Below are 17,115 nucleotides of genomic sequence, written 5' to 3' on the forward strand. Positions count from 1 at the left end.
TTTTATAGATTTCATGATATTTATTGTTTTTCTTGATGTTTTTTTGTGCTTAATTATGTAATTATGATTTTTTATACTGTTTTGGACTCATACCAACTATTTTCTTGAAGGTTCTGCTGAAGTGTTCAACATTAGCATATCCTACTGAATAACAGATCTCATATATCTTCATATCTGTATCTGATAATAATGTCTTGGCTTCTTCTATTCTTTTTTTCGTTAAATATTCTGTAAAGGTAAGCTTTAAGTCTTTAGCGAATATTTTACTGAAATATGCTTCACTGAGGTGAACATGCTCACATACATTCTTGAATGTAATCTTCTCCATATAGTGGTTTTCAATGAATTGTTTTGCTTTTTTACTGGATGAACTTATTCCTAGATATCTACCCTCTTGTAGATAATTGATTATATCTTCTACTAAACTTTTTATCCATGTATTTACTTCATCAACTGTTTCATATGCTTTTATATGCTCATAAAAATCAACCTTTTCATTAGGAAGGCTGTAATCTGTATCAATATCATTAATATACTGGGAAATCAGGAAAAACAATTCCATATAAGGTGCAAGGATATCATTTATCTTCTTTATCCTGAATGTACTAATAATCCCATATATCCGTTCTAATTCTTGAAAAGCAGCTTCTTTATTAAGCTTATCCAATGCTTTCAATAATTCTTTTTCTTCACCAATAATACTATGTCTATTACTTTCTTTTACATATATAGAATCTTTTGGAAATATGTTCTTTCCTTTTCCCAATAAGAACCTTAACTGTGCATTTCTCTTTGCTTGTGTATAAGAAAATGGTATCTGGTCATATCCGCTTTTTATGTCACTTATTCCAATACTAGTCTTGATATTGACTCCATTGAAAAGCACATGCCTAATACCTTCCAGAATTTCATTGATTTGATTATTTATCTTAGACATGCTGTTTGATTTATTTGATAGAATGATAATGTATTCGTCTGAGGACATTGGAAGTACTTCTCCGAATTCTAGTCTATTCAGTACTTGGTCTATTGCCCTTACCACACTTCTTTCAAAATCCTTGATACTATCTTTATATCTAGTTTCAATCTGCCTAAAGTTGTCAACAAGAATACAGAATACAGTCAAGTTGCTGCTATCCAACCTAATCGAATAATCATATAACTCCTGTTCTATATCATTATTTTCTCTGTCAGATAAAAAGCTCTTAAGAAACTTGTTTTTGTCTTTCTTGACCTGGCTGTGACTTTTTTTAACCTTATTATGCTTATTGATTACATTCAGCACTAATTCTAATACTTGCTCAGGTTCCATTTCCCTCTTGAGTATATAATCAGTTACACCGTACTTGAAAGCTTGTCTAACCAAATGGAAATCATCGTAAGCACTAAGTACTATGATTGCTGGATTTATAGACATTTCATTTATTTCTTCTATGAGTTTTAGTCCATCCATAACAGGCATATTAATGTCTGTTATGATGACATCTATATCCATGTTATCTCTAATAATATCCAACGCTTTTTTTCCATTGGCTGCTTCCAAACTCATATCAATGTTGTACTTTTCCCATTCTATCAAGGTTTTCAAAGCAAATCTGAAAATAGGTTCATCCTCTACAAGCAAAATTTTATACATCACTTTTTCCTCCTTCGTGTATTATTGGAAGTATCAATGCAACTTTTGTGTATTTCATATATTCACTATCAATCGTAATGCCATAGCCTTCCCCATGATTCAATTTTATTCTCCGCATCACGTTGTTTACACCTATATGGTTAAAACTTTTTCTGTCTTCACTTTTTTGACTATGGATTATGTCATGTATTCTTTCTTTTTCAATACCTACTCCATTATCTTCTATCTCAAAGATTAAGAACTCTTCCTGTAGATAACCTCTAACTTTTATTATACCTTTTCTATCTACTTTACTGATTCCATGATGAATAGCATTTTCTATTAGAGGTTGTAGGGTAAGTTTAATCATATATAAAGATTCTATTTCTTCACTGATGTCATATTCAACTGTGAATAGTTCATCAAATCGAACTTTCATTATGTACAGATAATTATTAAGATATTCTATTTCCGTTCTTACCTTGATCAAGGAATCATTATGCTTAAATATGGCAGAAAGGAGCTTCATAAAGGCATCTGTCATATTTTTTATACCATCTACTTTTGCCACCATTGCCATGAGTCTTATTGATGATAATGTATTATATATGAAATGAGGTTGAATCTGAGCCTGAAGTGCTTTCATCTCTTCCTTGCTCTTTTCTTTTTCCTGGAGGTCCCTTTCAATAATCAATTGATTTATCTCAGATACCATATTATTGAAGGATTCACCCATCTCAACTATCTCCGAACTACCTTCTACAACAATCTTTTCATCAAAATTCCCCTTTTGAACACTTTTCATCTTACTGATTAATTGTTTAATTGGAGTAACTATGTCTTTGATAAAAAAGGCTGCAAAAATAATGAATAGAATAATTATGACTATATAGATTAAAACAAAGTACATCATTACCTGATTCATTTCACTGGTCAGCATATTATAATCAATTATATTGACTAGTAACCATTTATCGTTATTAGTTAAATAAGTATATATCATGTTTTTCTTATTATTCAACACTACATCATTATAACTGCTCTTTTTATAATTTTTATCAAAGAGACCACATTTCTCAATATCTTCTTTTGTGATTTTATTATCTGATGATACAATGATATCATTATCTTTATTTATTAGTAATCCTGTCCCCATTCTTTGATTTTGATACTTAGCATATATAGAATCTATACTTTTGGGCATAAAAACAAAGCAAACCACTTCAACTTCATTCTGTTCACCTAAGATATCTGGACTCATGGAAAAATATAATTGTTTTTGGCTAAGCCCAGTGCTGATTAGTTCTTTTGTTTTTTCTGGCATTATGATTCTACCTTTGTTCTCGATAGTTTCCCTATACCAAGCTTCTTTTCTCAAAGTTTTATCGTCTTGAATTAAAGGGCTTTTGAAATAGTAATGTCCACCGTCTTTATAAAAGAAAATGACTGAATATATATCATCAGAGCAATTCAACAGTGAATTTATTTTAGAATTGACTTGATTAGATAGGTCTAAACGCTGATAACCCTCAGCTTCTGATTTATTCATCTTAGATACTAGATTGATTATTTCTGAATCATTTCCTATCATAGCACTTTTTAAGGAAATATTGTTCAATTCGTCCTGTATTCTTATAGACATCTGTTCCATAGTTTGCATGACCATCTCCGAATAGTGGTTTACAAAAATATTTTTATACGCCATATTCAGTAGGAAACTTATTAATAATACAGGTATAATAATCAATATAATGAAATTCAAAAAATACTTGGTAGTAATACTCTGTCTCTTAGCTGCTTTTTTTCCCATAATTATCCCCCTAGTATTAAAACGTAATACTTTAGACTATATTATATCATAAAATAAAATGCTTACGTCAAGGAGAAAATCATCAACAGACTTACCAAACAAAACAAAAAAAGAATGGTACCAATTTTGATACCATCCATTAATTATCAATATTCTATGGTCCTAGTAAACCATTATAAAGTAGATTAACCAATTCACCCGTTCCACCTTTATTAGTGCCAGTAGCTGGAACATAGTCACCTGTTAGTTCCCAGAATATAATACCTCCGTAGTTATTATTAATTACGTAATCAATTTTTTCTTGTAAGGAGATAGCATCCTCATAAGTGTACATTTCTCCTTTTGACTCACTATAGAGATATGGAACTTTTGAAACTGGGTCACGATATTTTTGGAAAGAGTTGTCTTGTTCTTTGCTTATTATATCATAGTATGGATTATTACCAGCGTATCTTCCTCCATCCCAAATACCATGTGCCCCATAAGTACCTGTATGATTAGTACCGGAACAAGTTGCATACAATCCTGGCAAAGTGCTTATTGGTCCATTGTTCTGTACTTTTGCCCATCCTCTTGAATAGAATGGTGAGCCTAGAACTAGTTTATCAGCTGGTATACCAAAAGTTTTTAGATACTCCATTGCTTCATGTACTGTGTATTTCTTAGCTAATTCAACATTGGCTTCTACTTCTGCAGGGTCAGTATATAATGTTTGGAAATAGGACCTGTAGGCATTTTCTGCATTAGTATCAAAATACATTGGTGACTGATGACCTGTTATACCTTCCCAAGCACCATGCATATCATAAGTCATGACATTGATAAAATCTACATATTGTGCGTATAGATTAGGCTCTGTCTGATCTATTTTATCTTTGCCGCAACCTACAGCAGTAGTTACATAATAATATTTTCCATCAGCAGCACCTGCTTGGTCAAGAGTGGTCCTAAGCTGTTGTAGCAACAAAGTAAAGGTCTGCTTCTCATCTGGAGTCGCATAAGGTGTACCTAGATCATTAGGATTATCAACTGTATCTCCTGCTCTGTAGAAGGTTGGATATTCCCAATCAATGTCTACACCGTCAAAGTTCCATTCTCTTAAAAAGTCTACTACACTAAGAGCGAATTTTTCTCTTGAAGCCTGTGTAGCGGCAACATTATGAAATTCTGCTGATCTTGACCATCCTCCTACTGAAATAAGGATATTAGTATTAGGATGTTGCTGTTTCAATTTCTTGAACTGACCTAAACATCCTTTATAAGGTGAATCCCAAGGTTCTCCAAAAGCAATACCCTTGGCTGCCCATTCATCAAAACACGCTATCTCCCCATTTTTAATATCTGCAAATGCATAATTTATATGAGTCACTTTATCCCATGGGATATCAGATGGTGCATATTGATTATGTCCTGCATAAGCTCCCCATTCAGGATAATAGGCAACTATCCTTTTACCTGCTGGTGGAGGTGTTGGTGTTGGATTAATGATTCCAAGAGCACCAAAATAATTAGAATAGAATGTCGAGAAATTATAATTATTATAAGCATCCCAATTGATTGACCATGTCATAATTCCTCTTAAGTCAGGATATCCCTCTGCTTTTTGCAACTGATACTGTCCATTGAACGATTGACCTTTTACAATATAGTCAAGGGCTTTTTTCATTTCAGTATTATTAATATAGCCACCCCCTGCCGCATTACTGCACGCAGGTATACCTATAGCTATCTGATCTTCCCGTAGAGCTGGGAAAACGTTATTAGGATTATTACCTACAGGAAATCCATTCAATAACATCTCTGCCATGGCTACTTGAAAATCAGCAGTTCCTTGTGTATAAGACATACCATCAAGTCCCACCATAGAACCAGAATTATAATGCTGTACATGAATATAATCAAGCTCACTTCTAAGTGCATAGATAACAGGTAAATATGCTCCCCAAGAACCTCCATATGTACTATAACCACCTTGGACATAAACTGTTTCAGGTGCCATAGTCAGAACAAAATCATTACCAAAATGATTGCGTATTGCTGTTATTGCATCAATCAAGTTAACTACCTTAGTTGTTGTTGGATTAGTAAAATCTGTATCTCCAACATCTAATGATAGTGAACTGCCCTCAAGATCGATATCCATACCATCAAAGCCATAAGTCTCAATGATATTAATCATAGTAGATATAAATGTTTGTTTAGCTGTGTTATCAAGCAGCTCAACTGTTCCGTTACTTCCTCCTATGGAGATTAATACCTTAGTACCTCTAGCCTTCAATTCTTGAATATCTGATTTGAATTCTGCATCTGTTGCATTAAAAGGTGAAAACGCCATTGTATATGTATCACCTGCTGGTTCTGCAAAAGCTACATTAACTACATTAAAATCTGTAGTTACATCCTTAAGCCTTATAACCCCCGAACCATTATCAAAATTATGCCAATATCCAACAACTACTCTTTCCAGATCTGATGGACCCGGACCCGGGTTTGGATTTGGCCCAGGTCCTGGTCCTGGACCTGGACCTGGTGTTGTGGTTGCCAACCAAAGTGATTGAACATTAGGTGGCTCCCATCCTACTAATGAAGTATGATTCTGTCTGCATTCATAAACTGTACCATTATAAGTTACTAAGTCCCCAACACTATAACTTACTCCAGCCTGCCATTCGTCGATCTGTTGTGCCTGCGTACTAGTACATGTAATAGTTGTAAAAAGTAATAGAACTGCAATAATTAGAGTCATAAGATTGTAAAATTTTTTCATGCTAATTCTTCCTCCTATTTTTTATTTCTTTTGTCTCTTATAGGTGTCAATCTAGTCAGTTCTAGTTAACTTATTGCTCTATGATTATATTTAATAGATTAATATATTAATGTATTAATCTATTCTAACAAAAAAATAAAAGGAGAATGTATATTATTTTATTGATTTTATGGAGGATATAAAAAGATGAGTTTATTGAATACTCTTATTCTACTAAGATAATATCATACGTTAACTTTAGATACTAGAAGATAATCTTGTTCTTTATTGCACAATATTGTCCATTATCAAACAATTTAAAAAGCTTATGGATTAATAAAATCCTAAGCTTTTTTCAAATTTATTACTCTATATTTAATTCAAGCTATCTATATTTTTCTTCCTTTAGAGCTCTAAAATACTGTTTAGTCTCAAATGAAATGACTCCACTTAGACCAATGATTCCAATAAGGTTTGGTATTGCCATCAATCCATTAACTATATCAGCTATAACCCATATCAAGTCTAGTTTTAAGAAGGCACCTACTCCTACTAATCCTATAAATATTAATTTGTATGGTACGATACCTTTTACGCCGAATAGATATTCTGTACATCTTTCACCGTAATAATTCCATCCTAGTATTGTTGTAAATGCAAAAAAGATAAGTCCAATAGTTACAATGAATTCTCCACCAGCAATAGGTAATCCCTGTTTGAATGCCAAGTTAGTCATCTCAGCTCCTGCGAACTCTGATTTGAATGCCCCTGTCATTACCAATGATATACCTGTCATGGTACATATTATTATAGTATCAAAAAAAGTACCTGTCATAGATATAAGACCTTGTTTTACACATGAATCAGTCTTAGCTGCTGCAGCTGCTATAGGAGCAGACCCAAGTCCTGACTCATTGGAGAATACTCCTCTTGATATCCCGTTCTGAATAGCTTTCATAACAGTTGCACCTAAGAATCCACCTGCCGCCGCCATAGGTGTAAAAGCACTATTTATAATCAATGAAACTGCACTTGGTACTAAATTTATATTAAATATAATTATTGTAAGAGAAGCAATTATGTATAGAACAGCCATAACAGGAACAATGAATTCACACACACCTGAAATACTTTTTATTCCACCTATTGTCACGAAAGTTACTAACAATGTCAATACAACTGCTGTCACTTCTATAGGAACATTAAATGTAATCTTTACAGCCGTTGTTATAGAATTTATCTGCGTGAATGTCCCTATACCAAAGAATGCAACACCAATACCGAATATAGCAAAAAGTTTGGCAAGAAATTTATTCCCTAATCCTTTTTCTATATAATACATTGGTCCGCCAGACATCTGACCATTCTCATCTACCACCCTGTATTTTACTGCTAACAAGGATTCAGCGTATTTAGTCGCCATACCAAAAAATGCGGCAATCCACATCCAGAAAAGTGCTCCTGGACCTCCTGCTTTTATAGCTGTTGCAACTCCGACAATATTACCAGTACCTATGGTAGCTGCTAAAGCAGTACATAAGGCAGCAAAACTGGATACATCTCCATCAGCTTTATTGTTTTTATCTTTTCCAAACAGATATTTAAGTGCTAGAGGCAGCTTAAAAACCTGTATTATTCCAAGTCTAATTGTTAGATATAGTCCTGTTCCAACTAATAGTATAAGTAATGGAGGTCCCCAAACCACACTATCAATTCTCTTAAATATTTCAATCATTGTATCCATCCAAAATCCTCCGTCTTTATTAATTTATGTCTTGATACTGAAAAATATAGTATCTTTTTGCAATAAAAAAAGCCAATGGTATGATTCCATGGCTTATTAATAAGAAAAGCCAAATCATATGATTTGACCTCTGGTTACAAAATATATTCTATAGTGAATATATCCTCTGTCCTTTTACCTGAGAGTTTCACTAATCATTGATTAGTTTTCCCCTTCGGTGCTCATTAAGAGTCTCTCCAGAGGTTCGTCCAAAAGCGGTCGATAATTCTTCCGCAATCTTCATCCGAACATATTTACTTTTACATACATATTATAACAGCATTTCTCATTTTGTAAATATAAAATTTTTAACAATCATAAAATATGTACTATGCTATAGTTTTTATATAGGTCATCAATAATTGAACACCTACAGCTAATACAAGTGAACATACAGCTACAACAGGTCTTACAGCACGTTCTGAAACATTTAATATCTTACCTCTTTTTTCTGCTTTTGCAATTAACATTATGATAAAGGCATTAACCAAGTTATTGATTAATAAGAATTTCAATAGATATTCCTGTGGACCTTTACTAATCATTCTAGATGGAATACCAATATTGAATAGAATCACTGCATCTAAAAAGTATATGATTCTCCAAGAAAAACCTGCTAATAATGCACTAGAAAATCCAATTTCCTTGTTTTTCTTAACACTCCATGTTACTAAAGCCATTACACTCAAGCCTTCTAGAACTATAGCGAATGCTGGATTAATAACTTTTACAGGATGTGAGATAGGCATGAATAAATTGACTAATTTAATAATACCTGCTATTAAACTTGAATAAAAGATCACCGAAAGATTATTACTCTTCTTATAAGCTTTGCGTAGAATGCAATAACCTATAGGAAACATAATACAACCACTGATACCAATAGTACTAAGATTCAATAGATAACCAAGTGTAGCTTCTGTTATACCCCAAATTCCTCCAAAAAATAAAGCGTAAATTAATGTACTTTTTAATCTGCCTTTCATTTTAACACCCTCCAATAAATTTCATAATATTAAATTAATATATGAATATCAATTATATATTTTATATTTATTATATCACTTAATTTTGTTTTGTTCAATTATTTCAACATATTTTGCAATCAGCTATTTATTATTATATTTTTAATAAAATGCGTATAATTATTAGATGTTTTGAAAAAATACTTAATAATTAATTGCCATTTCTTAAAAAGACTAATAATTTTAATGTGACATTTTTCTTATCGTATACATAGTATATTTTTTAATATTTTAATATATAATATAAGCAACTCAACTTTTTTCTCTTGCTGCTATAGTTCCAATAGGAGTTCCAAAGTTACCAATTAAAAGTCCTGTTAGAAAACCAATTGAAGAAGTAATTTCAATTATTGAATAATACTTATTAGGATATTAATCTACTTTATAAACTTTTTTATATAATTCGTCTTTTATACTATTAAACTCGGTATCACTAATCTGTGAGGGATATGACATTATAAGTAGAGGTACGCTTTCTTTATTCTTATCATAGGCTGGTTGAACATAGTTATAGTTATTAAGTTTGAATCCTAGTCGTGTATAGAAGTCTATTCTTTTCTTGGCTTCTTGTGTATTTGGCTCTTCAACTTCTAATATTATCTTATTACTATCATCTATTATTTTCTTTATAGTCTTACTGCCATGACCTTTACCTCTACTATTTTTGTCAAAGGCTAAATGTTCAATATATACGAAATCGCTTAAATCCCAAGTTGTATAAAATCCTACAATTATATTATTATCTTTTACAGGATACAAATTGTATTCATCCTCTTTCATTATATCCATCTGCTGTTTCAGACTTCTACGTTCATTCTCTGGGAATGATTCACAATATATATTCCATATTACATCAAAATCTTTCATTTCAATCAGTTCTCCTTAAGTATTTTGTAGATAGAAACTAATACCTCTTAATCTAAATAAATTTCTTTTTTAATTGACCAATTTATGTTATCAATTTTACTAGACCACTCTTCTTTATTATCAATCTTTATAGTTATTTTTTCATCATCAATAAAATAATTCAGCTCACCATTATCAGTCTTATTTTTATCTAACTTTATTTCATACATTTTATCTGTATCTATTTCATAAAAGTAGACAATATCTTTTATTTGGTTCCCATCTTGTCCTTCTTTTGTGAATACTAGGGTATCATTAGTTGTTTTATATGAAACATACATGTTACTGGTTAATATAGTCTTGTCATCATCTACTCTGATTAAATTACTATCATTATCCATGTATAATACAACTGTTTGCCCATTAATATCTGATATGCTGACTATATCATAAAAATTGTCCCCTATCACTTCTTTTTTCAATGATGATAGATTCACTCTTACTAACTCTCCGTCAATGTTATTGTAATATAGCTGACCTTTTTTTGTTCCTATAGAATAATTAAAATCATTACATATTAATTTTGTATTATCATTTATATTATCAACCATAATCAGTTCGTTTCTGTTTTCAAAAATGATATCGTCATTATAAGTAGCTGTATACCCTGAAACAGAACTTAGTATAGTATTAGGGGTAATATTCAATCCATTAGTTAAATCAATAGCCTTAAGGCTATTATCCTCATCCATGTAATACGCCTTATTATTCAACGCATATATCAAATTCCCAGTTTTAATATTTTTTCTATTCATTGTATCTATATCAACGACAGTAATACCTTCATGAGATGAGGCTTCATTATTATTGCCTATTACACAATACTTATCATTAACTATATACATATCTAGCGGGTCTCCTTCTCCACCCATACCAAATATTGATTTATAGAACTCTTTGACCTCTAGTGTATTCAAGGTAATTCTATAAACTATGCTATCATCATTACTTATATAGACTGCATCATCAGTAATTGTAAGTGTACTGTCTGATGTATAAAAAAAGTCCACATTGCTTTTAATTATTCTATTAATCCTATCATATGTATATAAGGAGTTTTCTACAACATATATTAGAGCATTATCATCTTCGTATAATATCTCATCAGGCTTCTTATATTCTTTGTCAAATTTAAATATTCTAGTGCACATGCTTCCACTATCACCAGAGTAAATTTGATTATTATGCATAAATAAGTGGGAAACCATTCCTCCATTTGGTATAACACTGATTAGTTCTTTTTTATTCTTATTATCTTTTATTTTATATAATAATTGGTTTTCAACAAAATACAATGTATCTGATTCACTCATCATTAATTGTACACTATCATTTGTAGACGTAATTTTATTAGTAGATTTATCCTTACAGTAAAATCTTATTGGATAATCAGTACTATAATAAATATTTTTGTTTGTAACTGCATAGTCTAAAACCATTTTTTTGTCAATTATTTCATGCTTATCTTTTGAATAACGATAAAAGCCAAATTTGTCATCGTATCTAGCATAATACACTTCTTTACCGTAAGCTTTAATATTGATGACTGGAAAATCAGTAGTAATTAATGTATCCCCAAATTTTCTATCAATGATAACTAAATGATTATCCTTTTCTCTTGTATAAGCCAATATTTCTGAAGAAAACGCAAATTCCTTATATTCTTCTTTTATATTATTTTTTATCTCATTGATATCTGATCCTAAATAAGTTTTTTTATCTTTTATCATATATGAATTATTACACTCTGATTTGTGTTCCTTATTACCCATATAGTAATAATCTACTATATTAGCTTTATATATATCTTTTTCCTCTGCAGTATAAAAATCCATCAAGTAATCTTCATAATACATCTTGTCATCTTTTAGTTTAAATATTTTCTCTTGATCATACCTATCATTTACTGACTCTTTATTCCAATGAAGTATATCCCTTATATCTGTTGTCTTCTTATCTAAACTTAGTATATGTCCTTTAGTAGTTAATAAATAGATATGATTATCTATTGCTACTCCTTTTGGCGGAATGGAATTTTGAAAATCAGCTGCTTTCATATAATTGTTACCATTAATCACATAGATTGAATTAAATGAATAAGCAGGAGAATATACATATAAACTATCCTCAGTTACTTTCTCACTATTATAAGTTTCTTTTTGCAAATCAATTATAGTATCAGTTTTATAATCATATTTCTTAATCTTAGAATCAGCTTGTAAGTATAGATTTTTATTCTTAGTTATTCGTATCCCATCATTATGATTACAATCATGTAATGATAATTTGTATATCTCATCTAATTCTTCGGTTTCCACATTATATTTATAAATATTTCTAATATAATATTCTTCTGAATCATCAACCTGAATATATGTAATATTATCTTCATGAAGTACATTCAGATTATACTTATTTTCAAGTAAAAGTATTTCTTTATCATCATCAATATTTTGTATATACACATTACCATCTTTACAATATAGAATCTTATCCCCTGCAAACTCTACTGGATATTCAATATATTTTACTAAAGATGTTTTGAATGATTCTCCATCCAATGAGTACATTTTGTTGTTTGACATGAAGTAATTCTTTTTTTGAAGTTTCATTAACTCATTAGAATAAGAATTATCTATACTACGATCAAATATCTGTTTACATTCCTTAGTCTCTTTATTTAATAAATATAGAGTGTTATCATCATTTTCGTTGATGAATAGTAGATATTTGCTATACTTATCATAAACCCCATCGCCGTCATTTTCTTCTAATGATTGACTATCTTTTTCTTTGGTTTTTTCATCTTCATCCGAGTTTTCACTTGACCCATTTTTATCATTGGTTGATTTATCAGTATTAGCCTCTTTTGATTCAGCATTATCAGTCAATTTTCTATCACTATTAATATCAGTCACTTGAGTATCATCAGTTTTTCCTTTACAGCCTGCTAGAACTATACTCATGGCTACTATTAAAAGAATAATTACCTTAGTATTTCGATTCATAATATTTCTCCTTGTCATTTGTTATATTCATTACCATAATTTTCAACTTATGATAAAGATAATACCATAAAACTATTAAAAAAGATTACTAATTTCTTTAAATATTTATTACCTAAATATTATTTATCTATTATATTTCCATGCTCAATCTTAACATATCAATACATTCTATACCATTTTCATATATTTTTTCATTGTAATGTTTTCTGAAAAACCCCTTATCAATACTGTCTATATGAAATCCACATTTTTGATATAGTGCCAATTGTGCAATGCTTGAATTACCAGTTCCTATCTCCAGTACTTTTGCTTGATTCTCTCTAGCTTTTTTAATAGCATGATATAATAGAGCTTATTTCATTAATAAAGTTAATTGATTCTTTACGAAATATATGGGAACAGCTCCACATAAAAGGATGATTACCTTTTGGATATAATATAACTTTGGATGTCAATATCTTTGATGATATATTGCTAGCTGCCTTTTCAATACTTGGTATTGCTTCATCTACTAAACTGCCAATAATAAGTACTGGGCATTTTATATCTTCTAACTTGCCTTTAAAAATACTTTCTCCTTTTTTTGATGCTTCATATATCATTTTGGTATCTAATTCAACTATCTGCTCCCAATCTTCTCCTTGAGCATATTTCCAAAACATGCATTGTTCTTTTGATTTTTCTTTTCTTTCTTTATATACTCTTTCTGCTAATTCAGAAGAAACGTATTCATCAGAAATACTATCTGCTATTACACCTTTGGTCATATGTGGCTCAATTATTGACATATTGATAGCTATAATACCTCCACCACTAGAACCGATTGCTATCCATTCTTTTATTCCTAATGATTTCATTAATTCACAGGTCATCTTGGCATTCACCCACCAAAAATCATATGAAAACTTCTCTACTCTATCTGACTTTCCATATCCTATATAATCAGGACATATAACTCTGAACTCCTTAGAGTAAAACTCTATCTCTCCTTTATAGACAGCCGATGAAGCTGTATTTCCAGCTAGTAACACAATAGCTTTTCCTTTCCCTTCATCAATATAGTGTACTCTTTTGTTATTGTAATTAAAATATGGCATTGTTAAATCTCTCCTTTAATTTTTATATGTAATAATAGGTGTATTATTTTATTCTCATTTTTATCACCCCCAATTTTGGATATAAAAAAAGCTGTAGATAGAATAATTAACTATCTACAGCCTTCTTCATTGAAAGTACAAAAGCGGCAACGCCTTTATGACTTTCCTATAACACAAATAAATCTGTACATTCAAGTACAGATATAATCACAATCTGATATATCAAAAGGATGTTAATCAACATATTCTTAACTTAGATTCTAAAAAAGCATACCAAAATAAACATTTCTATAGAACAAAATGTCATTCCCTGCTTTTTATATTAATTTCATCGTCTAGTTAAGAATATTCCTCATTTTAACAACCTCTTTCTTTTTTTATATTGTAATAGAAACAATTAGTAAAGTCAAACCTAATTTTACCCTTTTACCACTTCTAAGCTGTATATTTTCTCAATATATTTATAATATCTAATACTTATTACATAAAAATCTATTAATAAATATATTGGAGGTTACCTAAACTGAAAAAGATAAAGTTAGTATCAATAAAAAAGAGTAGCTTGGTATTATTTTCCTCAACAATAATACTCTGTTTATTCATCTGTATATTAATCATTCAAAACTTAAAGAATGATGACTATGTTCCTGTTACCCTGATTCTTAATGATAATGATACCATTGAGCTTCAGAGAGAAAATGACAGATTGAAAGGAGCTCTTGAAAGAATATTCCCAGAAGAACAAAATGTATTATATGAAAAACCTTATAGAGGATATTATGATAAGATACCTTCTTTTCAGATATACACATTACCAGATGTTATAGATAAAGGCAAAAACATTGATTTTAATGTGATTTATAATGATACTGAATATATGAGACCTACTTATGATTCAAGTTGGAAAGACTTCTATTTCAGAAATTGGTTATACCTTCCAGATAAGATTACTAATGCTCACCACAAGATATTCATTTATCCCGTTGGAGGAAGCAGTAATTTTGATTTTATTGGTGACCTGGCATTCAACTCCGTAAGTATAGATTTTCATAGAAACATAAATTTTCTAATCTATAATTTTGATGTAGACAACATTAGGCAGTATGAAAATCAAGTCATCTTTATAGGTAGACCAGAACGAAAAGGTGCACAGGTTATTTCTATTGTTCAAGACAACCTGCTATCCGATAATTCAAATACAAAAGATTTTCTTTTCCAACTAGCAACTCCACAAGGTTATGAGATTGACCTGATCTATGGTGATGCCATAAAGTTCGATTATCTTAAGAAAATTATTGAAGAAAATACTGTCAAAAGAACATTTTTATCTTCCAGTCAAACAATGACACTGGAACAACTACAAGAAGAAAATGCTCTTATCAAAAAAGAATTATCTAATTTTATTCCCGTAGAAGATAATTTAGTTATTACCAAACAAGATTGCAGAGAGCCATTAGATAAAGATATTACTAAGCTTAATGATTTGGAATCTGTTATAAAAACAGGGAAAAATATTGAATTGAATATTATATATGAAAACCCTAAATATGTAAGACCTATATATGACCCTATCTGGAAAGATAATTATGAAAAAGGCTGGGCTTACGTTCCTACAAAGATATGCGAAAATATGCATATACTATTTCCTATACCCTCTGATATCAATAAACACGCTGATTTTCTGCATAATCTAAGTATCAAACCCGTTATATCTATTGATAAGAATAAAAGAGGTATTTTGCTATTTAATTTCACTCCTCAAGTAGTCTATAAGAAGAGTAATCGAATAGTTATTATTGGAATACCTAATAGATTAGGTTTTTCTATAATGACAATAGATATCAAGGAATTAAAAGGGCATTCCTCATACCTCTTGCAACTATCCACTCCTGATTTTCAAGAGATTGATATGGATAGATTATATATTGATAAAAAATAGTATGAACCATTACATTGAGCTGGCATTTTCATATATTTTTTTTACTTCATCTTTATTGATTAGTCCATTTAGAATAAATGCAATTATAATAATTCCAGGAATATCTATCAGTAATCTTGTTACAGCAAATCTTGCTCCTAGAGCTGACATTTCAAATAGGAACATAGGTATTTTGGTGGTTGACCAAGCCCCTATGAATATCAATACATTACTGAATTTTACTCCTTTTTTCATGAATACAGCTGCTATAGGAAACGCACCATACAGTGGTCCTGCTGCTGCTGAACCTAGTATTATTGATAGAACTATTCCCTTAATACCTGATTTATCTCCCATGTATTTCATCATGGTCTCTTTTGGAACCCATACGTCCAATAATCCTAACAGTACAAAAACAGGTGGTATGACGAGAATCATTTCTTTTAGATTACTTCCTGTAATTTTTATGGCTTTTAATCCTATCTCTCTATTAAATATTAATAGTAATATTATTGTGGCTATGATGATTAGTGCAAAGGTATATCTTTTTAGAGTTTTCATAATCAAGCCACCACCTTTCCAATGATATATGCGACGATAAAACAAAATACAAAGGCTAGTACATTTCTTATTATGGTAAGTTTTTTACCAAAGTACTTAATCTCAACGGGTGCAGTGATTACGCCTACCATCATTAGTGCTGATATGAATGCACCTATTTGCATATATCCTGCTCCACTTTCAAGTAACATTGCAGCAGTTGGAAATGCAACGAATCCTGGGATTAATGTTATTGCTCCGACAACAGCTGAGGCAATGACCCCTATCCAGCCTGATCTAGCTCCTATTATCTTGGAGATGAACTCAGCATCAAATATAGAGAGTAATATACCGACAAACAGTATTACTCCTAGAAACTGAGGAAGGATATTATTGAATGATTTCCAGGCTTTTTTTAACGCCTTTTTGGTTTTTTTCTTGTCTTTATAATAGGATATAATTAGTAAAGTAACAGCTACTAGGTACATTATATAACTACTCATGGTTAGGGACTCCTTTATATTCTTAATAGTTTCTATATTACTTCTTATCAACTATAATTTTCTACACTCTATTTAGTATTGTCATTGTATGCTCATCTGTAATAAGCTATGTATCTCTTATAGTATACTAAAAAATTCTGGACTTGCCTATCAATAAAATTATT

11 protein-coding genes and 1 riboswitch are annotated in these 17,115 nt (G+C 30.6%); of the genes, 1 reads left to right on the plus strand and 10 read right to left on the minus strand.

Annotated elements, in window-relative coordinates; translation table 11 throughout:
• Nucleotides 1-61: 61 nt before the first annotated feature.
• The 8 genes from HYG85_RS07600 to HYG85_RS07635 form a co-directional block, all read right to left on the minus strand.
• Complete coding sequence (locus HYG85_RS07600; RefSeq protein WP_212692973.1) at nucleotides 62-1,636, minus strand: response regulator; 1,575 nt, start codon at nucleotides 1,634-1,636, stop codon at nucleotides 62-64.
• Nucleotides 1,629-3,425, minus strand: a complete 1,797-nt coding sequence (locus tag HYG85_RS07605) for a sensor histidine kinase (RefSeq protein ID WP_212692974.1) — start codon at nucleotides 3,423-3,425, stop codon at nucleotides 1,629-1,631. The genes HYG85_RS07600 and HYG85_RS07605 overlap by 8 nt, the downstream gene beginning before the upstream one ends.
• A gap of 154 nt (nucleotides 3,426-3,579) precedes the next feature.
• The gene (locus tag HYG85_RS24575; RefSeq protein ID WP_212692975.1) at nucleotides 3,580-6,192 is read right to left on the minus strand and encodes a glycosyl hydrolase family 18 protein; all 2,613 of its coding nucleotides are present in this window, start codon (nucleotides 6,190-6,192) and stop codon (nucleotides 3,580-3,582) included.
• A 364-nt stretch (nucleotides 6,193-6,556) separates the two neighbouring features.
• Nucleotides 6,557-7,915, minus strand: coding sequence for an alanine/glycine:cation symporter family protein (locus HYG85_RS07615; RefSeq protein WP_212692976.1), 1,359 nt, complete (start codon nucleotides 7,913-7,915; stop codon nucleotides 6,557-6,559).
• Nucleotides 7,916-8,071: 156 nt separating this feature from the next.
• A riboswitch (glycine riboswitch) is annotated at nucleotides 8,072-8,165 on the minus strand.
• A 118-nt stretch (nucleotides 8,166-8,283) separates the two neighbouring features.
• Nucleotides 8,284-8,940: a hypothetical protein gene (locus HYG85_RS07620; protein ID WP_212692978.1), complete on the minus strand. Its 657-nt coding sequence runs from the start codon at nucleotides 8,938-8,940 to the stop codon at nucleotides 8,284-8,286.
• A 411-nt stretch (nucleotides 8,941-9,351) separates the two neighbouring features.
• Nucleotides 9,352-9,846, minus strand: a complete 495-nt coding sequence (locus HYG85_RS07625; RefSeq protein ID WP_212692979.1) for a GNAT family N-acetyltransferase — start codon at nucleotides 9,844-9,846, stop codon at nucleotides 9,352-9,354.
• 47 nt (nucleotides 9,847-9,893) lie between these two features.
• Nucleotides 9,894-12,893, minus strand: a complete 3,000-nt coding sequence (locus HYG85_RS07630) for a hypothetical protein (RefSeq protein WP_212692980.1) — start codon at nucleotides 12,891-12,893, stop codon at nucleotides 9,894-9,896.
• 329 nt (nucleotides 12,894-13,222) lie between these two features.
• The gene (locus HYG85_RS07635) at nucleotides 13,223-13,990 is read right to left on the minus strand and encodes an alpha/beta fold hydrolase (RefSeq protein WP_212692981.1); all 768 of its coding nucleotides are present in this window, start codon (nucleotides 13,988-13,990) and stop codon (nucleotides 13,223-13,225) included.
• Between the two features lie 562 nt (nucleotides 13,991-14,552).
• Between HYG85_RS07635 and HYG85_RS07640 the strand changes: the two genes are divergently transcribed.
• Nucleotides 14,553-15,929 (plus strand): hypothetical protein, encoded by a 1,377-nt coding sequence (locus HYG85_RS07640; protein WP_212692982.1) that lies wholly within the window; start codon nucleotides 14,553-14,555, stop codon nucleotides 15,927-15,929.
• Nucleotides 15,930-15,938: 9 nt separating this feature from the next.
• On the opposite strand, the gene HYG85_RS07645 is transcribed toward HYG85_RS07640, so the two are convergent.
• Together HYG85_RS07645 and HYG85_RS07650 are read right to left on the minus strand one after the other, a co-directional pair.
• Nucleotides 15,939-16,469 (minus strand): permease, encoded by a 531-nt coding sequence (locus HYG85_RS07645; RefSeq protein ID WP_113672374.1) that lies wholly within the window; start codon nucleotides 16,467-16,469, stop codon nucleotides 15,939-15,941.
• A 2-nt stretch (nucleotides 16,470-16,471) separates the two neighbouring features.
• A complete protein-coding gene (locus HYG85_RS07650; RefSeq protein WP_212692983.1) occupies nucleotides 16,472-16,951 on the minus strand; it encodes a permease in 480 nt (159 codons plus the stop codon).
• Between the last annotated feature and the right edge of the window lie 164 nt (nucleotides 16,952-17,115).

It is taken from the genome of Vallitalea guaymasensis, from assembly GCF_018141425.1.
GTDB lineage: Bacteria > Bacillota > Clostridia > Lachnospirales > Vallitaleaceae > Vallitalea > Vallitalea guaymasensis.